Annotated in this window: 17 protein-coding genes; 4 read left to right on the top strand and 13 right to left on the bottom strand. The window is 64.1% G+C overall.

Annotated features, from left to right (window positions below):
* Positions 1 to 6: 6 nt before the first annotated feature.
* The 7 genes from NLM27_RS29425 to NLM27_RS29395 all read right to left on the bottom strand — a co-directional run bounded on the left by NLM27_RS29425 (position 7) and on the right by NLM27_RS29395 (position 7,396).
* A complete protein-coding gene (locus NLM27_RS29425) occupies positions 7 to 1,890 on the bottom strand; it encodes a feruloyl-CoA synthase (protein WP_254146604.1) in 1,884 nt (627 codons plus the stop codon).
* The gene (locus NLM27_RS29420; RefSeq protein WP_254146603.1) at positions 1,887 to 2,696 is read right to left on the bottom strand and encodes a crotonase/enoyl-CoA hydratase family protein; all 810 of its coding nucleotides are present in this window, start codon (positions 2,694 to 2,696) and stop codon (positions 1,887 to 1,889) included. The genes NLM27_RS29425 and NLM27_RS29420 overlap by 4 nt, the downstream gene beginning before the upstream one ends.
* 131 nt (positions 2,697 to 2,827) lie before the next feature.
* Positions 2,828 to 3,508, bottom strand: coding sequence for a DUF2270 domain-containing protein (locus NLM27_RS29415; protein ID WP_254146602.1), 681 nt, complete (start codon positions 3,506 to 3,508; stop codon positions 2,828 to 2,830).
* Positions 3,509 to 3,587: 79 nt separating this feature from the next.
* Positions 3,588 to 4,046 (bottom strand): DUF3237 domain-containing protein, encoded by a 459-nt coding sequence (locus NLM27_RS29410; RefSeq protein ID WP_254146601.1) that lies wholly within the window; start codon positions 4,044 to 4,046, stop codon positions 3,588 to 3,590.
* 213 nt (positions 4,047 to 4,259) lie between these two features.
* On the bottom strand, positions 4,260 to 5,579 hold the full coding sequence (locus NLM27_RS29405; RefSeq protein WP_254146600.1) for a TRAP transporter large permease: 1,320 nt from the start codon (positions 5,577 to 5,579) through the stop codon (positions 4,260 to 4,262).
* Between the two features lie 2 nt (positions 5,580 to 5,581).
* Positions 5,582 to 6,118, bottom strand: coding sequence for a TRAP transporter small permease (locus tag NLM27_RS29400; protein WP_254146599.1), 537 nt, complete (start codon positions 6,116 to 6,118; stop codon positions 5,582 to 5,584).
* A 261-nt stretch (positions 6,119 to 6,379) separates the two neighbouring features.
* Entirely contained in the window at positions 6,380 to 7,396 is a 1,017-nt protein-coding gene (locus tag NLM27_RS29395; protein ID WP_254146598.1) for a TRAP transporter substrate-binding protein, read from the bottom strand.
* A 265-nt stretch (positions 7,397 to 7,661) separates the two neighbouring features.
* Between NLM27_RS29395 and pobA the strand changes: the two genes are divergently transcribed.
* Together pobA and NLM27_RS29385 are read left to right on the top strand one after the other, a co-directional pair.
* Complete coding sequence (gene pobA / locus NLM27_RS29390; RefSeq protein WP_254146597.1) at positions 7,662 to 8,831, top strand: 4-hydroxybenzoate 3-monooxygenase; 1,170 nt, start codon at positions 7,662 to 7,664, stop codon at positions 8,829 to 8,831.
* Positions 8,832 to 9,084: 253 nt separating this feature from the next.
* Positions 9,085 to 9,504 carry a PaaI family thioesterase gene (locus NLM27_RS29385; RefSeq protein ID WP_254146596.1) on the top strand — a complete coding sequence of 140 codons (420 nt, stop codon included), beginning with the start codon at positions 9,085 to 9,087 and terminating at the stop codon, positions 9,502 to 9,504.
* Positions 9,505 to 9,791: 287 nt separating this feature from the next.
* On the opposite strand, the gene NLM27_RS29380 is transcribed toward NLM27_RS29385, so the two are convergent.
* Positions 9,792 to 10,676 carry a LysR family transcriptional regulator gene (locus tag NLM27_RS29380; protein ID WP_254146595.1) on the bottom strand — a complete coding sequence of 295 codons (885 nt, stop codon included), beginning with the start codon at positions 10,674 to 10,676 and terminating at the stop codon, positions 9,792 to 9,794.
* Positions 10,677 to 10,797: 121 nt separating this feature from the next.
* Here NLM27_RS29380 and NLM27_RS29375 point away from each other — a divergent pair, with 121 nt between their 5' ends.
* Positions 10,798 to 11,430, top strand: coding sequence for a pyridoxamine 5'-phosphate oxidase family protein (locus NLM27_RS29375; RefSeq protein ID WP_254146594.1), 633 nt, complete (start codon positions 10,798 to 10,800; stop codon positions 11,428 to 11,430).
* A 44-nt stretch (positions 11,431 to 11,474) separates the two neighbouring features.
* Here the strand turns inward: NLM27_RS29375 and NLM27_RS29370 are convergent, their stop codons facing one another.
* Both NLM27_RS29370 and NLM27_RS29365 read right to left on the bottom strand, forming a co-directional pair.
* Positions 11,475 to 12,491: a methyltransferase gene (locus NLM27_RS29370; RefSeq protein ID WP_254146593.1), complete on the bottom strand. Its 1,017-nt coding sequence runs from the start codon at positions 12,489 to 12,491 to the stop codon at positions 11,475 to 11,477.
* 18 nt (positions 12,492 to 12,509) lie between these two features.
* Complete coding sequence (locus NLM27_RS29365) at positions 12,510 to 13,487, bottom strand: tripartite tricarboxylate transporter substrate binding protein (RefSeq protein ID WP_254146592.1); 978 nt, start codon at positions 13,485 to 13,487, stop codon at positions 12,510 to 12,512.
* 148 nt (positions 13,488 to 13,635) lie between these two features.
* Here NLM27_RS29365 and NLM27_RS29360 point away from each other — a divergent pair, with 148 nt between their 5' ends.
* Positions 13,636 to 15,201 carry a winged helix-turn-helix domain-containing protein gene (locus tag NLM27_RS29360; RefSeq protein ID WP_309144770.1) on the top strand — a complete coding sequence of 522 codons (1,566 nt, stop codon included), beginning with the start codon at positions 13,636 to 13,638 and terminating at the stop codon, positions 15,199 to 15,201.
* Positions 15,202 to 15,245: 44 nt separating this feature from the next.
* Here the strand turns inward: NLM27_RS29360 and NLM27_RS29355 are convergent, their stop codons facing one another.
* Genes NLM27_RS29355 through NLM27_RS29345 form a run of 3 tightly spaced genes read right to left on the bottom strand, consistent with a single transcriptional unit; the run spans position 15,246 to position 18,791 of the window.
* On the bottom strand, positions 15,246 to 15,977 hold the full coding sequence (locus NLM27_RS29355) for an ABC transporter ATP-binding protein (RefSeq protein ID WP_254146590.1): 732 nt from the start codon (positions 15,975 to 15,977) through the stop codon (positions 15,246 to 15,248).
* A complete protein-coding gene (locus NLM27_RS29350) occupies positions 15,974 to 17,743 on the bottom strand; it encodes an ATP-binding cassette domain-containing protein (RefSeq protein WP_254146589.1) in 1,770 nt (589 codons plus the stop codon). The genes NLM27_RS29355 and NLM27_RS29350 overlap by 4 nt, the downstream gene beginning before the upstream one ends.
* A 7-nt stretch (positions 17,744 to 17,750) precedes the next feature.
* Entirely contained in the window at positions 17,751 to 18,791 is a 1,041-nt protein-coding gene (locus NLM27_RS29345; RefSeq protein WP_254146588.1) for a branched-chain amino acid ABC transporter permease, read from the bottom strand.
* Positions 18,792 to 18,960 lie beyond the last annotated feature (169 nt).

The raw sequence follows: 18,960 nt of genomic DNA, 5'->3' as shown, positions 1-18,960 counted from the left end.
GGTTTCTTACGCGACCGATATCACACGGTCCGATGGATTGGCAGCGTAGAGCTCTTCGATCAGCTCGCCGCGATGCTCGAGCACCGCGCGCTGATTGATCGAGCCCTTGTCGGTGACTTCGCCCTTGTCGATCGAGAGCGGCGTATCCAGCAGGATCGCGCGCGTGACCCGCGTCGAGGAACCGGTGGCTTGGCTGAGGAAGCCCGTCAGCCGCTCACGGAACGCCTCGCGCACCAGTCGGTCGCGGGCGGTGACGGTGAGGTTGTCGGCCGGCAGTGTCGGGTTGATCAGCCGGCAGCCGTCGAGATCGAGCAGCACGATCGCGGAGATCTCGTCGCGGTTGATGCCGGCGATGACGACGTCGCGCACCAGCGGTGCGCAGGCCGCAACGAAGCGCGCGCGCAAGGGGCCGACGCTGACCCAGGTGCCGCTGGCGAGCTTGAAATCCTCGCTGACGCGGCCGTCGAAATCGAAGCCGGCGTTCAGATCGTCGGGGTCGGCCGGCTTGAGCGCGTCGCCCATCTTGTAAAAACCCTCCTCGTCGAAGGATTTTGCGGTGATGTCCGCCTGGCGCCAGTAGCCGGGCATCACGTTTGGGCCTTTGGCGCGCACCTCCATCTTGCCGTTGTTCGGCACCAGTTTTGCGTCATTGCCCGAAACGGGCAGGCCGACATGGCCCGAGCGACTGGTGCGCGGATTGACCGACATGAAGAACGGCGCGGTCTCGGTCGCGCCGAGACCGGTCAGCATCGGCACCCGATAGCCCTTTTCCTTTACTGCGAGCTCGTCGAGGCTGTCCCAGACGAACGGCGACAGCGCCGCACCCGAGAAGAACATCGCATGCAGCCGGTCGAAGAACTTTGCGCGCAGGCCCTGGTCGTCGCGCAGATAGGGCAGCAGCGATTCGTAGCCCTTGGGCACGTTGAAATAGACCGTCGGCGAAATCTCCTGGAGATTGCGCACGGTCTCCTCGATGCCGCCGGGCATCGGCTTGCCGGCGTCCAGATACATCGAGCCGCCATTGTAGAGCGTCAGCCCGATATTGTGGTTGCCGCCAAAGGTGTGATTCCAGGGCAGCCAGTCGATGATCACAGGCGGCTCGTCCTTGAGGAAGGCAAGCGTCTCGCGCAGCATCACCTGGTTGGCGCAGATCATGCGCTGGGTGTTGATGACGGCCTTGGGATTGCCGGTCGAGCCCGAGGTCAGCAGAAATTTTGCGATGGTGTCGGGGCCGATCTGTTCGTGCACCGCGTCGAGGTCGCCCCGGATCGGTGTCGCCATGAGGTCGGCGAGCAAGGTGACGTCGCGGCCCGGCACCTGGCCATAGGACGCGGCGATCTCGGTGCCGAGCGAGACGTTGGCGGCCAGTGCATCGGCGAACCTGTCGCCATCCTCCGCGAAGACGAGGCCGGGCGTCAGCAGCTTCATCAGGTAAGAGAGCTTGCCGTAATCCTTCGACACCAGTGAATAGGCCGGCGACACCGGGCAGAACGGGATGCCGGCATAGTACGCGCCGAAGGCGAGCAAGGCGTGGTCGATCGAATTGCCGGAGAGGATGACGACCGGCCGCTCTGCCGACAGGCCGCGCGCAATCAGGCTTGAAGCAATGTGCCGGCTCGCGGTGAGAAGCTCGGCGTAGGTGATCTTGCGCCAGCCGCGGCCGCCCTCGCGCTCGGCCATGAAGACGCGGTCGGGCGTCGTGTTCGCCCAATGATGCAGGCGGTCGGTGATGCGGACGGGATAGTCGCCGAGCGGCTGCTTTGGCCGCAGGTAGATCGTGCCATCGTCGCGGCGTTCGATGTCGACGACGGGATCGCCGAACGAGATGGGCCGCAGCGGGAAAGTGCTCGCGCCGCGTTCCATGCTGGAAGAGGACGGCTGCGCGCTCATGACTTCGGCTTCACCTTTGCGGTCTTGTGTTCGAGGAATTCGCGGATCCTGCGCTTGGCTTCCTTGTCGCTCTGCGCGACCGTCGCCATCAGCGATTCCATCAGCAGGCCGGTCTGCGGATTGGCCTCCGCGATCATCGGCAGCGCCTGAAGCACGGCGAAATTCGTCAGCGGCGCGTTGGCGGCGACCTTGGTGGCGAGCTCCAGCGCCTTGCCGAGGCCGTTGCCGGCTTCCGTCACATATTGCGCAAAGCCGTAGGAGGCGCCTTCGGTCGCGCTATAGACGCGGCCGGTCAGCATCATGTCCATCATCCTGGCGACGCCGATCAGCCGCGGCAGCCGCACCGAGCCGCCGCCGCCGACGAAGATGCCGCGCTGGCCCTCCGGGAGCGCGAAATAGGTCGAGGGCTCGGCGACGCGAATATGCGCAGCGCAGGCAAGTTCGAGGCCGCCGCCGATCACGGCGCCCTTGAGCGCAGCGATGACGGGCACGCGGCTGTACTGGATGCGGTCGAACACCCGGTGCCACATCTGGGAATGGAGAAGGCCGCCGGTCGCGTCATGTTCGGTCAATTCCGACAGGTCGAGACCACTGGAGAAATGGTCGCCGATCCCGTGGATGACGACCGCGCCGATGTCCTCGGGCAGGGATGCAAAACACTCGCCGATTTCCAGGATGATGCCGTCATTGAGCGCATTGCGCTTGGCCGGCCGGTTAAGACCCACGGTCAGAACCCGGTCCGCCCGCTCGATCCTCAAAAGCCCGGAGGCGCCCGCGTTGGGGGTCTCGGCGTTTCCCTGTGTCATTTGCGTCCTTGTCAGAATAGTTATGTTGTATAACGATTTTGGCGGGAGTCAAGGCGGGGAGCCCTCCCAGGCGGCAGGGCGGCTGCGCTCGCCTCGGCTCCCCGAGGAACGGGAGTAACCGCTCGCTGTCATCAGCCCATCGCGACCTGGTCGTCCTTGGCTCCGTGCTCGCGTCGGTCGAGCCACATCGTGCCGAGCGCGAACGCCAGCCACCCGAAATTGTAGGCAAAGCCCATGATCAGGATGACCCAGCCGGGAATCGGTCCGACCGCAGCGCGATCGATAAGTTCCGTCAAGGTGACCGCGGGCGTAGGATGGATTGCAATCTTGCCGTAATAGGCGGTCGCCTGGATGGCGAGGATCCAAACGTAGTTCCGACGCAACCGCCGTCCCGCAGCGCGGACAAGCGAGATGTGGTGGCGGGGTGCCGTGTAGTCGCGCGCCAGGATAGCCTTCCAACTGTCGTCGTGCGCTTCACCGGTGAAAATTGGCGCATAGAAATTCTTCTCCAGCCAACGAGCCCGGGCACGCCAGACATTGAAATAGCGATAACGCCGCGCTTCCATCCCGAGGAAAACGGCAAGGAGCAGTCCGACAAGTACGAGTGGCAGAGGCGAAGCCTCCGGGCTCGAAAAGGTCGTCGACAGCGCGATGCCCATCGTGACGATCGACCAATTGGTCGTGTTGTCGAGCCGCGTTCGCCAGATCGTCGAGCGATAGACCTCGCCGCGGTAGAGATGAGCGATGGCGCCCATTTCGGCGGAATCGAAGGCATGTTGGGAGCTTGGTTCGCTGGAAGCCATAAGAGACATGGTGGGACTCCCGTGGTCTACACAACTTTGTGCAGATCACATCCTGAACCAGGTCCGTCCCCGGGCAAAGACAGAATCCTCACATCACCTGGTGCACGTCGATCACCACGCGGTCCGCATGCCTCGCGGCTGACCCCACGAAGATGTGGTCCATCAGCCAGCGATACTTTTCATGCCCGGTCTCGAATTTCGGCACGGTGCGGAAATAGATCAGCTTCGGATCGACAGCCTCGCCGCGCTTGAGCTTCTGCAGCAGCTCGACCGGGCCGAAGCGCATGCCCTTGTTCTCCACATAGACGGTCGCGCCATCGTCGGTCTCGAAGGCGTATCTGGCTTCGAGATCGATCAGCTCGTTGGGGCGGATGGTCTGGAAATCGGCGCCGAAGGGAAGCACCTTGCCGGTGACCGCGCCCGTCACCTCGCCGCCGATGATCGGAATGATGCGGCGGACGCCAATCCCGGTCTCGCCGGCGGTAACGACGTCGCCGATATGAGCGGTGATGGTGAAGACGTATTTGGTTTCGAGCGTGGGGGTCATCAGTCACCTCTAATGTATCGCAGTGCGCCGCTGCCCTTCCTTCTCCCCTTGTGGGAGAAGGTGGCGCGAAGCGCCGGATGAGGGGTCTCTCTCCACCAGCAAGCTCGTGGAGAGAGACCCCTCACCCGGCTCGCCGCTATCGCGGCGAGCCACCCTCTCCCACAAGGGGAGAGGGGAAGCGACCGCACCGCGCAGCATTCAATCGTATCACGGCTAGTGCGCCATCATCCGCGTCGGCAGCCAGGTCGCCAGCAGCGGGAAGGCGATCAGGATCAAGAGCCGCACGAGATCGGTCGCCACGAACGGAATGACGCCCTTGAAGATGGTGGAGAAGGAGACGTCCTTCACCACGCTCTTGATGACGAAGACGTTCATGCCGACCGGCGGATGGATCAGGCCGAGCTCGACGGTCATCACGATGATGACGCCGAACCAGATCGGGTCGAAGCCGAGATGCATGATCACGGGGAAGATGATCGGCACGGTCAGGATGATCATCGCCATGGCGTCCATCAGGCAGCCGAGCACGAGATACATCACCATGATCAGCGCCAGCACGCCATAGGGACCGAGGCCGAGCCCGGTCAGGAGTTCCGTGACCTTCTGCGGCGTCTGCGTCACCGTCAGGAAATAGCCGAAGATCAGGGCGCCGATCAGCACGGTGAACACCGCGGCCGCCGTGCGCGTTGCCTGAAGCAGCGAGGCCAGCACCTTCTCGCGGTCGAGCCGGCCCGTCAGCACGCCGATGATGAAGGCGCCGGTGGCGCCGACGCCGCCGGCTTCCGTCGGCGTGAAGCGCGGCAGGAAGGGCAGGCCGTAGAGCCCGCCGATGACGAAGACGAACAGCAGCACCGGCGCCCAGATGTCCTTCAGCCCGGCAATGCGCTCGCGCCACGGCAGCACCTTGCCCTTGGGCAGGAAATCGGGGCGGAAATAGCCGATCAGGCCGATCGTGATCATGTACATGGTCATCGCCAAAAGGCCCGGAATGATGCCGGCGATGAAGAGTTTTCCGATGTCCTGCTCGGTGATGATGCCATAGACCGCGAGCACGGTGGAGGGCGGCAGCATGGCGCCGAGCGTGCCGCCGGCGGCGATCACGCCGGTGGCAAAGGATTGCGGATAGCCGAAGCGGCGCATCTCGGGATAGGCGACGGCGGAGAAGGTCGCGGCGGTCGCGACCGAGGAGCCGCAGATCGCGGCAAAGCCGCCGCAGGCGCCGACGGTGGCGATGCCGAGCCCGCCGCGCAGATGGCCGACAAAGCCGTTGGCGGCGCGGAACAGCTCGCGGCTCATGCCGCTATTGCTGACGAAGGCGCCCATCAGCAGGAACATCGGGATGACGCCGAACGTGTAGTCGGTGACCGTGCGCATCGAGGTCTGCCCGACCAGCTTCAGCGCCGCCGTCCCATTGACGAGATAGGCGAAGCCGGAGACGCCGACGAGGCCCATGGCCATGCCGACGGGGACGCGCAGCAGCATCAGGACGAAGAGGGAAACAAAGCCGAGTACGGCGACGGCATCGGTGCTCATGATTACTCGGTCGCCTTCAGCTTGGGGTCATGCATCTCTTCGGGATGGAAGATCAGCCGGTAGGTGCGGATCGCGATCAGCAGCACGGCCGAGACGTCGCCGATCCAGGCGATCGCGAAGAACGGCCAGGTCGGCATGTGCATGTCGAAGGTCTGGACGTTGTCGTTGTAGGTGCCGCGCACCTTGTCGAACAGCGTCCAGGTCTGCACGGTGACGACGAACAGCAGCACCAAAGTTGCGAACACGTCGATCCAGCGCTGGTAGCGCGGTCCGACATTGCCCCAGACGAGGTCGACCGTGATGTGGGTGCCGCGATAGGAGGTCGCCGCGATGCCCCAGAAAATCAGGATGCCGAGCAGCATGCGGCCGATGTCGAAACTGTCGGGGATCGAATAGTTCAGCGTGTTGCGGAGCAGCACCGACAGGAAAATGTCGAGCGCGACGATGCCGACGAAGCCGGCCGCGATCCATTCGATCGCATCGATGAAGCGGTCCATCCAGCCGCGCTTTGTGGGAAGTGTCTCGTCCTGTGATGTCATTCTCGCTCTCGATCCTGCGTCGGTCCTTCGCCTCTCCCCGCCTGCGGGGAGAGGCCGGAATGCGCGCGTAAGCGCGGATTCCGGGTGAGGGGGACTCTCCGCGAGTCCGACTGTCACCGTCCCCGCGGAGACTCCCCCTCACCCCAACCCTCTCCCCGCAAGCGGGGAGAGGGGGAGGAAGCGTCGTGCGCTCCTAACGGCGCACTTGCAGAAGAATGGCGGCGAGACGTCTCCCGCCGCCACATCCATTCCAACGAAGGGCTACTCCGCCAGCGCGTTGTATTTCTTCAGCGACGCCTTCAAATCCGCGAGCGCGGCGTCGGGATCGGCGCCGGCTTTCTTGGCGCCGTCGGACCAGGTCTTGACCAGCGGCTCGGCGGCCTTCTTCCAGGCGGCGGTCTGCTCGGCCGTCAGCTTGTAGACCTCGTGATTGGATTCCGCCTTCACCTTGTCGATGCCGGCGTCCTCGAACTTGCCCCAGTGCTCGCCGACGACGCCCGCCATCTCGACCGTGCAGTTCTTGTCGATCGCGGCCTTCTGCTTGTCGGACATCGCGTTGTACTTGTCCTTGTTGATCACGAACACGAAGGTCGTGGTGTAGAGCGGCGCCTCCATGTCGTACTTGGTCACCTTGTCGATGCCGAACAGCACCAGGGAGCCCCAGGGGAAGGTGACGCCGTCGGCCACGCCGCGCTCGATGATGTCGCGGACTTCGGGCGCGGAGGACTGCACGTTGGTACCGCCGAGCGAGGTGACGAAGTTCGCCATGGTGGCGTGGGCGGGACGGATCTTCAGGCCCTTCACGTCCTCGGGCACCACGATCTTCTTGGTGCGGGAGTGGAAGGAGGAGGGCGAGTGGACGAAGGCGAGGCAGTATTTGACGTCCTTCATCTCCTTCTCGGCATATTTGCGGTACCAGGCGTCGAGCCCCATCGAGCCGCCCTTGGCGTCCGAGATCAGGAACGGCAGCTCGCCGGCGCCGATGATCGGGAAACGGCCGGGCTGGTAGCCGGGATTGACGTAGGTGACGTCGGCGATGCCGTCGCGCGCCATGTCGTAATGGTCGAAGGCCTTGCCGAGCTGCTGGGCCGGAAACACCTTACCCGTGATGGTGCCGCCGGAATCCTTGTTCACCGCGGCCACCCAGTCTTCCAGCGACTTTTGCAACGGGTGTGAAGCCGGCACCCAGTGCGAGACCTTCAGATCGACGGTCTTGTCCTGCGCGAACGCAGGCGTCACGCTTGCTGCCAGCAGCAACGCCAGACAGGCTTTCCTCATCACGCGTCTCTCCCTGTTTTCGACGGCGGGCTTCGATGGCCCGGTCTCGTTAATTAACATGTTATCTAATTGGCCGGCGTGTTCAAGCCAGAACTGGCGCGCGTCTTGTCGCGTCATCTACGTCAGCCATGTTGCATGGATTTGTCGCTGCTCGGACGACGACCGCTCCCCTTTTGCCCAACCGTTATATGATATAATTATCGTCTGCGGGCCGGCGCGACAAGCGGGCCGCGACGAAAGCCTACAGGATCGGGAGGAGCAAGTATTGCGGACAAAAGTCGCAATCATCGGGGCCGGGCCGGCCGGATTGTTGCTTGGGCAACTGCTGCACGCATACGGCATCGACAATGTCATCCTGGAGCGGCAGAGCCCGGACTACGTGCTCGGCCGCATCCGCGCCGGCCTGCTGGAGGAGGGAACCGTCGCGCTGCTCGACCAGATCGGCGCCGGCGCGCGGGCCCATGCCGAAGGCTTGGTGCATGACGGCATCGAGCTCGCCTTCTCCGGCCGCCGTCACCGCATCGACATGAAGGGGGCGACCGGCAAGACGGTGATGATCTACGGTCAGACCGAGGTCACGCTCGACCTGATGAATGCGCGCAACTCCGCCGGTCTTGTCTCGGTCTACGAGGCCAAGGACGTGCAGCCGCATGATTTTGACGGCAGTCACCCGCGCGTAACTTATGTCAAGGACGGCGTCACCCATACGCTCGATTGCGATTTCATCGCCGGCTGCGATGGCTTCCATGGCGTCAGCCGCGCCAGCGTTCCGGCCACAGCGATCGAGGAGTTCGAGCGGGTCTATCCGTTCGGCTGGCTCGGCATTTTGTCCGATACACCGCCGGTCAGCCACGAGTTGATCTATTCCAACCACGCGCGCGGCTTTGCGCTCTGCACAATGCGCTCGACCAGGCGCAGCCGCTACTATGTGCAGTGCGCGCTCGACGACCATGTCGACCAATGGCCGGACGACCGCTTCTGGGACGAATTGAAGCGCCGGCTCGACCAAGAGGCGGCCGACAGTCTCGTCACGGGGCCCTCGATCGAAAAGAGCATCGCACCGCTACGCAGCTTCGTCGCCGAGCCGATGCGCTTCGGCCGGATGTTCCTGTGCGGCGATGCCGCGCACATCGTGCCGCCGACCGGCGCCAAGGGGCTGAACCTGGCTGCCAGCGACGCGCATTATTTGTCGAGCGCGCTGCGCGAGTTCTACGACGAAAAATCCAGCGCCGGGGTCGACGCCTATTCCGCCAGGGCGCTGGCACGGGTCTGGAAAGCCGTGCGCTTCTCCTGGTGGATGACCTCGATGCTGCACAAATTCCCCGACACCGGCACCATCGGCGCCCGCATCCAGCTCGCCGAGCTCGACTATGTCACGCAGTCGCAGGCCGCGATGACGTCGCTGTCGGAGAATTATGTGGGGCTGCCGTTTTAGGGCACGCCGCTGCCACATACTCCGTCATTGCGAGCGTAGCGAAGCAATCCAGACTGCCTCCGCAGAAAGATTCTGGATTGCTTCGTCGCATCAGCGCAAAATTGCTACGCAATTTTGTCGCGAGCTCCTCGCAATGACGGGAGTGCCCGTTTCAAACGCCCGCGCAAATCCCGTTTAAAACTTTGTAGGCGGTGAAACCGTCATCCACATCGCGTTCAATGCCGGCAACTCACCAGCGAGGCGCGAGACACCCATGACCTCCACCGACATCCCCGACGGCTTCGAACCGCTGTTCCGCAAGAGCCCTCTTACCGAACCCTGGGAGCCGCTTTACTCCAAGACGACCGACAAGGCCATGATCATCGGCCTGCGGCTGGCAAGGCCGCACACCAACGGCCGCGGCCTGATCCATGGCGGCCTCATCACGGCGCTCGCCGACAATGCCATGGGCTACAGCTGCGCGCTGTCGACGAACTGGACCACCTCGTTCGTGACGGTCTCGCTCTCGGTCGATTTCGTCGGCTCCGCCGAGATCGGCCAGTGGTGTTCGATCGAGAGCGATGTGATCAAGACCGGCAAGACGATCTGCTTCGCCCAGTGCCTGGTGTGGGCCGATGGCGTCGTGATCGCGCGCGCGAGTGGGACGTTTCGCGTGGTGCCGAAGAAGGGGTGACGCTCTCTCGTGCCCCGGACGCAGTGCAACGCTTCTTCAGCGGTGCGCTGCAGAGCCGAGATACGTGAGTAGGCCGCCATGTCGCCCCTTGCTCCGTCATTGCGAGCCAACGGGTCCGCGCGAAGCGCGGCCCGATGACAGGCTCCGCGAAGCAATCCAGACTGCCTTCGCGGAAAGATTCTGGATTGCTTCGCTGCGCCCGCAATGACGATGTGAGGATAGCGGTGCGGCACACCTCGCTGTTGTGCCCCCGGATGCAACGCTTCGCGCCGCGTCCGGGACACGAGTTACCCAAACCTCCACTCCGTGGTCTCCACCACGAGATCGATGAACGCGCGCACCTTGGCCGAGAGCAGGCGCGAGGTCGGGTAGACAATGTGGATCGGCAGCGCCGGCTGCTCATATTCTGCGAGCACGATTTTCAGTCGCCCGCGCTTCAGTCCCTCGGCGGCCTGATAGGCCAGCACGCGTGTCACGCCGCCGCCGGCCTCGGCATATTGCAGGGCGGCGTCGGCGCTGTTGCTGGTGAAGCGCGGGCTCGGCGACACATCGACGTCGCGGCCGTCCTGCACGAAGCGCCAGCTTGCGGATGCGCCGAACGCGATGGTCTGATGCGCGAGCAACGCTTCCGGCGTCTTGGGTTCGCCGTGACGCTTGAGATAGCCGGGTGCGGCCACCACGATCCGCCGCATCTCGCCGACCTGGCGCGCGACCAGCGAGGAATCGGCGAGATGGCCGATTCGTACCGCGGCATCGACGGCGTCCTCGACGAGGTTCACCAGATGATCCGTCAGTCGCAATTCGCAGGCGACCTCGGGATGACGCTTGAGATAGGCGGTCATGACCGGCCCGACATGCAGACGGCCGAAGCCGACCGGCGCCGACACCACGAGGCGCCCGCTCGGCCGGTTGCGCTCCTGCCGCGCCGAGCCGTCGGCTTCCTCGACATCAGCGAGGATTCGCCGCGCGCGCTCCAGATAGCGCGTGCCGACATCGGTCAGCGTCACCTGCCGCGTGGTCCGCTGCAACAGTCGCGCGCCGAGATGCTCTTCCAGCGCCGCGATCAGCCGCGTCACGGCCGAAGGTGACAGGCGCAGCTTGCGCGCCGCCGGCGCAAAGCCGCGCAGATCGGCGACGGTGACGAAGACGTGCATGGCTTCGAGCCGGTCCATGCCATTATTGCATATACTGCAACGATGAAGTGTCAAGTGGCGAGATTGTTTTAGCATCCGGCAGGCCCATCTTGGGGAGTGAAAGACGTAGGAATGCGCCGGAATTTCAGGAGACGTTCCGATGACGACAGCAGCCGATACCTATGCCAGCGACGTCGCCTTCTCGCCGGCGGTGAAGTCGATTCAGGCGCGCAAGGGCTCGCGCGAGGCCTATGCCCGCAGCGAGCAGCGCGGCTGGCGCACCGAGGTCGACGACAACCTCGCGACCTTCCTTGGTGATGCCAATAGCTTCTATTTCGCGACCGCTTCGGGGGACGGCCAGCCCTACATCCAGCACCGCGGTGGGCCAAAAGGTTTTCTCAAGGTGCTGGACAAGCAGACGCTCGCCTTCGCCGACTATGCCGGCAACCAGCAGTTCATCACCCAGGGCAACCTCTCGGAGAATGCCAGGGCCTATATCTTCGTAATGGACTACGCCCATCGCCGCCGGGTGAAGATCTGGGGCGAGGCGCGCGTGGTCGAGGACGACGAGGCGCTGACGACGTCGCTGATGCCCAGGGGATATCGTGCCCGCCCCGAGCAGGTGATCCTGTTCAAGATCGCGGCGTGGGACACCAACTGCCCGCAGCACATTCCGCAGAAGTTCGACGCGGCGGATGTGGCGGCTGCGCTTGCGGAGAGGGATGCGAAGATCGCAGAGCTCGAGGCGGAGGTTGCGGCGCTGAAGGGGGAGAAGGCGAGAGGAGCGTCATAACGCGCCGCTGGCGCTCGTCTTCTCCCAAAAGACAGAAGAAACCCTCAACGCCGAGCTCTCTTGAATTCGACAAGGCTGAAAGGGCCGATGCCGGTGATGCCCGTGAAAATGAAGCCTGCCGGAATAACAAGCCTGCGATACTCGGAGTACGTGCGCTCGCGTCCGCCGGGGCCGCGCAGCATGTTGAGGTCGCTCATGACGCAGGAGCGGTGCTCGGGATCCGTCGTAGCGAGCTCGGGCAAGATCCTCTCGATGACAATCAGCGTTCCGCCGGGCGCCAGCGCGTCCCGGCAGTTGCGCAGAATGAGGGCGCAGCGGTTGTCGTCCCAATTGTGAAGGATGCTCTTCATCAGGATGGTGTCGACGCCGCCGGGAATCTTCTCGAAGAAACTGCCGGCGACGAACCTGCAGCGGGAGGCGAGACCAAGCCGATCGAAATGTGCGTGCGCGTCCGCCTCGCATCGCGCAAGATCGAAGGTGATGCCCTCGAGATGCGAGACGCGCTGGAGCACGCCGCCGATCAATTCGCCGATGCCGCCGCCGACATCCATCACGACGCGTGCGGCCGCAAAATCATGGGCCGCCACGATCTTTGGAACCATGGTCCGCGTGAGATTGACCATCGCGGCGTTGAACCGGCGCGTCCATTCAGTCGCCTGGCCTGTCGCGGCATACCGGTCTGCACCGTCGCCGCGCAGCTGCGTCGCGGTTCTTCCGGTACGAACCGAATCCACCAGTCCGCTCCAGGATTGCGCGAGCATCTCGCCCTCGAAGAGAACCCAGTCCTTGAAGGATGGCTCGGCCGCCGCGTCGAGCTGCCGGCCGAGCTCGGTCATGGCGAACCGGTCGCCGTCAACCTGCTTGCAGAGCCCAAGCGTTGCTATGCCGATAAGCAGTCTGCGCAGCGCACCTTCATCGGCGGACACGAGCCGGGCGAGTTCGGCCACCGGCTTCTCGTCATCACCGATAGCCTCGGCGAGATCGAGCTTCGCTGCAGCATAGATCACCGCGGTGATGCGATGGGATTGCACGAGATCGTGCACGGATGCTGGCCAGCTCATATGTTTCCCTCTGTCTGTTCAGTCGGTGGGAACGAACCCCGTTTCCTGCACGATCGCCTTCCACCGGTGGGATTCGGATGCGATCAACTGGGCGAAATCTCCCATGGCGATTGCGTGCGGATCGACGGCCAGCTTTTCCATGCCGGCCTTGACCTCGTTGGTGGACTGCGCCGCCTGGATCGCGGCATTGAGCTTGGCGACGATCGAGGGCGGCGTCTTCGCTGGAACGAAGAAGCCCAGCCATGTGAGATCCTCGAGCGCCGGGTATCCCGCTTCCCTCACCGTCGGCACTGCCGGAACGAACTGGCAGCGGCGGGGCCCGGTTGTGGCCAGCGCACGGAGATCGCCGGATTGAACCAGTCCAAGCGAGCTGCCGATCGGCATCAGGGCGGCCGCGATCACGCCCTTGGTCAGATCGTGAATCGCTCCAACACCCTGATAGGGTACGTGAAGAAATTCGATACCGGCGCTTCGTCCCAGCATCATGCCGAGAAAATGCAGCGTGGTTCCGACGCCGGGCGTGCCATAGGTGGCGAGCTGCGGATTGGCCCGACACCAGACGACAAAGTCGGCAACCGTCCTGACCTCAGCGGGTACCTTCGGTCCTACGGTCAGAAAGGCAGGGGCCGACGCTACCGCCGACACCGGTGTGAAATCGCGTGGCTGGTATCTCAGCGTCTTGTAGATGTGCGGGAACAATACCATGAAGCCGAGCGGCCCGAACAACATGACCGATCCGTCGGCGTTGGCGCTCTTCACCGCCTCTACCGCGATACGCCCTGCTGCTCCGGGCCGGCTCTCGACCACGATGGTCGACGCATAGTCGCCCATCTGTTCAGCCAGGAGCCGCGCCAGCGCGTCGAGCAGCCCCGGCGCGGTGGTCGTCAGGATGTGCGCGGTTCTTGCGAGCGGCTGCGCGAGCATCGGCGGCACGCCAGATGTAGCGCAGATCGCGAGACCGGCCGACGCGGTCAATATGTCGCGGCGCGTGATCATGAGCTGTCTCCCTGCGCGGCCCAGCGCTTTCGCGCGCGTTCTACCCCTGGTTTATCATGCCCGGGGGCCAACAGGCTTGGTCGCCAGCTTACTTTTTCCTTAGCGGCGGCTTATTCTCCGGTCGGCGGATTTCAACGATCGACCGCGCGTGCGGGGAAGTGACTTGCGCTATATCTTTGACGATTATTCACTCGATACCGAGCGACGCGAGCTATGCCGCGGGGCGGGGGTCGTTTCCATCGCGCCGCAGGTGTTCGATCTCATCGCCTATCTGATCTGCAATCGCGAGCGCGTCATCACCAAGGAAAATCTCGTTGACGTCATCTGGCAGGGCCGGGCCATCTCGGACGTCGCCCTGACCACGTGCCTCAACGCGGCGCGGAAGGCAATCGGCGACTCCGGAGACGAGCAGCGCCTCATCAAGACGTTTCCGCGCAAGGGTGTTCGTTTCATCGCGTTGGTGTGCGAGGCGCCGGCGACGATCAACGTCAGTGGCTCATCCGGGCTCATGTCAGGTAAGCCGTCGCTTGTCGTTCTGCCCTTTGCCAATCTGAGCCCGGACCCCGCGCAAGATTATTTCGTCGATGGCGTGACCGAGAGCCTGACGACCGATCTATCTCGGCTGGCCGGCGTCTTCGTGATCGGCCGCAACACGGCCTTCGCTTACAGGGGACGGCATGTCGATCTGAAGCAGGTCGGGCGCGAACTCGGCGTTCGCTACGTGCTCGAGGGCTCGGTGCAGCGGGTCGAAACCAGGATGCGCATCAACGCCCAGCTCATCGATGCCGAAACCGGCAACCATGTATGGGCAGAACGTTTCGACAAGCAGATCGCCGACCTCTTCGACATGCAGGACGAGATTGGCGCCCGTCTTGCCAATCAACTCGGAACGGAGCTCGTCACGGCGGAGGCACGGCGTGCCGCGCGGGCGCCGCATCCGGATTCGATGGACCTGTATTTTCAGGGCATGGCCTATCTCAATCGCGGAACGGACCCGGCAAGCCTGTCGCAGGCGCGCCCGTTCTTCGAACAGGCCCTTCGCCTGGACGCCGGGAATATCGAGGCCATGGTTGGCATGGCCGATGTCGATACAATGCGGTCAACGTCCATGCTGATCGACCGCAGAGAACCTCTGCGGTTGGTCGAGACTTTCTTGGTCGGGATCATTGCTCGCACGCCCAGTCACGCGCGGGCCCATTGCCTGATGGGTGTCGTCCAGATTTTCACAAAACGGGCCGTCGAGGGCATTGCCGAATGCGAGCGAGCGTTGACGCTGGATCGGAACCTGGCCACCGCCCATGCCTGGATTGGACTTGGGAAGTGTAATCTCGGTCGCGCAGAGGAGACCGAAGGTCACATCGCGGAAGCGTTCCGACTCTCTCCCCGCGATCAGAAGGCCTCCTCCTGGTTGAATACGGCGGGCGTCGCGCAATCATATCTCGGGGCCGACGAAGCTGCCGTTCAGTGGTTCAGGCGGTCAATCGAGACCAATCGGAATATTGCGCCGTTCGTCCACTTCTTTCTCGCTGCAGCGTTCGCCCATCTCGGTCGCATCGAAGACGCACGGACATCGGTGCGGGCGGGGCTCGCTCTCGACCCGAATTTCAGCGTGGCTCAATTTCACCAGAGTTCGCCGACGGATCATCCAACGTGCCTCATGCAGCGAGAACGGATCGCCGACGGTTTGCGCAAGGCAGGACTTCCCCGGGAATGAAGCTTTTGCTCGCTTGCCCTCCCCTGGAGGGGAGAGTAAGCGAATCAGATCACACTCTCACCTTCGTGCTGGAAGCCGAGATAGCTCGCCGCCACGCGCTCGTTCGCCGCGATGTCGCTGGCCTTGCCGCTGAGCACGAACTCGCCGAGCTCCATCACATAGGCCTGGTCCGCGATCTTCAGCGCGGCCTGTGCGTTTTGCTCGACCAGTAGCACGGAGACGCCGCTGGCGCGCAGCTCGGTGACGATGCGGAAGATGTCGGCGACGATGATCGGGGCGAGGCCGAGGCTCGGCTCATCCAGCATCAGGAGCTTCGGCTCGCCCATCAGCGCGCGGCCCATCGCGAGCATCTGCTGCTCGCCGCCGGAGAGCGTGCCGGCGAGCTGCTTGCGACGCTCCTTCAGCCGCGGGAACAGCGTGTAGACCCGCTCCATCGAGGATTTCGCCTTGCTTCGCTCGATCCGGAAGGCGCCCAGCTCGAGATTGTCCTCGACGTTCATGGTCACGAACAATTCGCGGTGCTCGGGAACGAGGCCGAGGCCCATCGCGACGCGGTCCTCGATGTCGAGTCGGGCGAGATCCTGGCCGGCGAAGGTGACGCGGCCCTTCAGCGGCAGAATGCCCATGATGGCCGAAAGCAGCGTGGTCTTGCCGGCGCCGTTGGCGCCGACGATGGTGACAATCTGGTTGGCCCCGACCTCGAGCGAGACCGAACGCACGGCCTCGACCTTGCCGTAGGCGACATGCGCGTCGGTGACGGACAACAGCGCGCTCATGCCGCCACTCCGAGATAGGCCTTGATGACTTCGGGATTGGTCTTGATCGTGGCGGGGGTGCCCTCCGCGATCTTGGTGCCGAAATCGAGCACCACGATGCGGTCGGCGAGGTTCATGACGAAGCCCATGTCGTGCTCGACCAGCAGCACGCTCATGCCGCCGTCGCGCAACTCGCGCAGCAGCGCCGCCAGCTGCTGCTTTTCCATGTGGCGCAGGCCCGCGGCCGGCTCGTCGAGCAACAGTAGCATCGGATCGACGCAGAGCGCGCGGGCGATCTCGACGATGCGCTGCTGGCCGAGCGAAAGGCTGCCTGCGAGCTGGTGCATCTGCTCGGCAAGTCCGACGCGCTCGATCTGGCGCGCGGCTTCCGCGAGCAGCTTGGCCTCGTCAGCGCGGTCGAGCCGCAGCATCGAGGAGATCGGCCCCGAATGGCCGCGCAGATGCGCGCCGATCGCGACGTTCTCCAGCACGGTCATATCAGGCACCAGCTTGACGTGCTGGAAGGTGCGGGAGATGCCGAGCTTGACGATCTCCTGCGGCGGCGCTTTGTCGACCTTCTTGCCGAGCACCGAGATCGAGCCTGAAGTCGCCGACAGCACACCGGTGATCAGGTTGAACGTCGTGCTCTTGCCGGCGCCGTTCGGGCCGATCAGCGCGACGATCTCGCGGGCCTGGACGTCGAAAGAGACGTTGTTGACCGCGACCACGCCGCCGAACTGCTTTCGTGCCTTGTCGACCTGAAGCAGGATGCTGGCCTCGCCGGGCGCGCGGGGGCGATGCTCCAGCTTCAGCGAGGTGTCCGGCTTCCTTCCACCGGTGCGCTCCGGCAGGAACGACATCAGCCACGGCCAGAGGCCGCCGGGCGCGAGTTGCAGCAGCGCCACCAGCATGATGCCGAACACGATGGTCTCGACCTGGCCGGAGCCGGGCAGGATCAGCGGCAGATAGCTCTGCAGCACCTCTTTCAGGATCACGACGATGGCTGCGCCCAGCACGCCGCCCCAGACATAGCCGGCGCCGCCGACCACCGCGATGAAGAGATATTCGATGCCCATATGCGCGCCGAACGGCGTCGGGTTCACCGCGCGCTGCAGATGGGCGTAGAGCCAGCCGGAGAGGCCGGCGAGCACGGCGGCATGGATGAACACCAGCAGCTTTGCGCGCGGCGTGTGCACGCCGAACGCCTCGGCCGCGACGTGCCCGCGGCGCAGCGCGCGGATGGCGCGGCCCGTGCGGGAGTCCAGCAGGTTCATCGTGAGCAGGGCCGACAGGATCACGGCGACCCAGATCGCGTAGTAGATCGAGCCGGGCGAGAGCATCTTGAACGTGCCGATCGACAGCGGCGGGATTGCCGAGATGCCGTCGTTTCTCCCTAAGAATTCCAGCTTGCTGAAGAGGTAGAACAGCCCTAACCCCCAGGCGAGCGTGCCGAGCGGCAGATAGTGGCCGGACAGGCGGACCGTGATCAGGCCGAGCAGCACCGCCAGCGATCCGCTGACGACGAGCGACAACGGCAGCGTCAGCCACGGCGACAGGCCGTAGGCCGTCGACAGCACCGCGGTGGTATAGGCGCCGAAGCCGACGAAGGCTGCCTGCCCGAAGGAGGTCAGGCCGCCGACGCCGGTGAGCAGCACGAGGCCCATGGCGACGAGGGCGGCAAGGCCGATATTGTCGAGCAGCACGATCCAGAACGGAGGCATGCCCGGGACGAACGGGATCGCCGCCATGACGAGCGCGAAGACGAGGATGGGAAGCCGGCTCTGCATCTTGGCGTCAGTCCTTCTCTTCCTCGACCGCGGGCGCGGCGAGCGAGCGCAGCAGCAGCACGGGGATCAGCAGCATGAAGACGATCACCTCCTTGTAGTTGGAGGCATAGAAGGACGAGAACGCCTCGACGATGCCGACGACCAGTGCTGCGACGGCGGTGAGGGGATAGCTGACGAGGCCGCCGATGATCGCGGCGACAAAGCCCTTCAGGCCGATCAGGAAGCCCGAGTCGTAATAGAGCGTCGTGATCGGCACGATCAGGATACCCGACAGCGCGCCGATCACGGACGCCAGCAGGAAGGCGATCTGCCCTGACAGTGTGGTGCGGATGCCGGCCAGCCGCGCCCCTAACCGGTTTACGGCGGTCGCGCGCAGCGCCTTGCCGTAGAGCGTCAGCCCGAAGAACAGCCAGAGGGCGACGATGAAGGCGATGGTGATGGCGTAGACGGTGATGCTCTGGCCGGTGAAGCGCAGCGCGCCGGCGGTAAAGGCGCCGGACAGCACGGCCGGTCCGCGCTGGCCTTCGGCACCGAAGAACAGCAGGCCAAGTCCCTGCAGCGCGAGATGGACGCCCACCGATGCGATCAGCAGCACCAGCACGGAGGTGTGCGCCAGCGGCTGGAACGCGATGCGGTAGAGATACAGACCGATCATCGCCACGATCACCAGCGACAGCGCGATGCAGATGGCAACCGGCGGCTTCTGCGCGGCGAAGTACAGGGTCAGCGCCAGCACGATGGCCGGCAGCACGATGTTGGTGACGAAGCTGCGCAGGATCAGCCGCCCGTGCAGCGCCTTGCGCGCCACGAACAGGTCGAAGGCGAAGGCGCCGACACCGAGGGCAAGCGCCAGCTTTGCCGTGCCCGGCATCTGGCCCGCGGCCAGAGAGGCATAGGTCAGCGCGCCATAGGTGACGAATTCGCCCTGGGGAATGAGGATGACCCGGGTGACGGCGAACACCAGCACCAGCGCAAGGCCGAGCAGCGCATAGATCGCGCCATTGGTGATGCCGTCCTGCACCAGGAACAGCATGATGGTGGTATTCAAGACCGGACGCTCCCCCTAAAAGATCAGGGACCGGTCCTCCCGATTGCGGTGGACGGTCCGCTCACAGCCATTGAAAAACGCTGACGATATTTGATATGGTCCATAACAATTATCAAATATAACTTCAAGGGCGGGCAAACGACCCGCCCCGAATTTAGCGGGAATACGA

It is taken from the genome of Bradyrhizobium sp. CCGB12 (genome assembly GCF_024199845.1).
In the GTDB taxonomy this organism is placed as follows: Bacteria; Pseudomonadota; Alphaproteobacteria; order Rhizobiales; family Xanthobacteraceae; genus Bradyrhizobium.
The sequence above is the reverse complement of the archived record's forward strand: the minus strand, read 5'-3'. Positions and strand labels throughout refer to the sequence as shown.

Bases quoted from the DNA above. Each gene is read 5' to 3' on its own strand.
- NLM27_RS29425 (WP_254146604.1), bottom strand. From the start codon at position 1,890: ATGAGCGCGCAGCCGTCCTCTTCCAGCATGGAACGCGGCGCGAGCACT.
- NLM27_RS29420 (WP_254146603.1), bottom strand. From the start codon at position 2,696: ATGACACAGGGAAACGCCGAGACCCCCAACGCGGGCGCCTCCGGGCTT.
- NLM27_RS29415 (WP_254146602.1), bottom strand. From the start codon at position 3,508: ATGTCTCTTATGGCTTCCAGCGAACCAAGCTCCCAACATGCCTTCGAT.
- NLM27_RS29410 (WP_254146601.1), bottom strand. From the start codon at position 4,046: ATGACCCCCACGCTCGAAACCAAATACGTCTTCACCATCACCGCTCAT.
- NLM27_RS29405 (WP_254146600.1), bottom strand. From the start codon at position 5,579: ATGAGCACCGATGCCGTCGCCGTACTCGGCTTTGTTTCCCTCTTCGTC.
- NLM27_RS29400 (WP_254146599.1), bottom strand. From the start codon at position 6,118: ATGACATCACAGGACGAGACACTTCCCACAAAGCGCGGCTGGATGGAC.
- NLM27_RS29395 (WP_254146598.1), bottom strand. From the start codon at position 7,396: ATGAGGAAAGCCTGTCTGGCGTTGCTGCTGGCAGCAAGCGTGACGCCT.
- NLM27_RS29385 (WP_254146596.1), top strand. From the start codon at position 9,085: ATGACCTCCACCGACATCCCCGACGGCTTCGAACCGCTGTTCCGCAAG.
- NLM27_RS29380 (WP_254146595.1), bottom strand. From the start codon at position 10,676: ATGGACCGGCTCGAAGCCATGCACGTCTTCGTCACCGTCGCCGATCTG.
- NLM27_RS29375 (WP_254146594.1), top strand. From the start codon at position 10,798: ATGACGACAGCAGCCGATACCTATGCCAGCGACGTCGCCTTCTCGCCG.
- NLM27_RS29370 (WP_254146593.1), bottom strand. From the start codon at position 12,491: ATGAGCTGGCCAGCATCCGTGCACGATCTCGTGCAATCCCATCGCATC.
- NLM27_RS29365 (WP_254146592.1), bottom strand. From the start codon at position 13,487: ATGATCACGCGCCGCGACATATTGACCGCGTCGGCCGGTCTCGCGATC.
- NLM27_RS29355 (WP_254146590.1), bottom strand. From the start codon at position 15,977: ATGAGCGCGCTGTTGTCCGTCACCGACGCGCATGTCGCCTACGGCAAG.
- NLM27_RS29350 (WP_254146589.1), bottom strand. From the start codon at position 17,743: ATGCAGAGCCGGCTTCCCATCCTCGTCTTCGCGCTCGTCATGGCGGCG.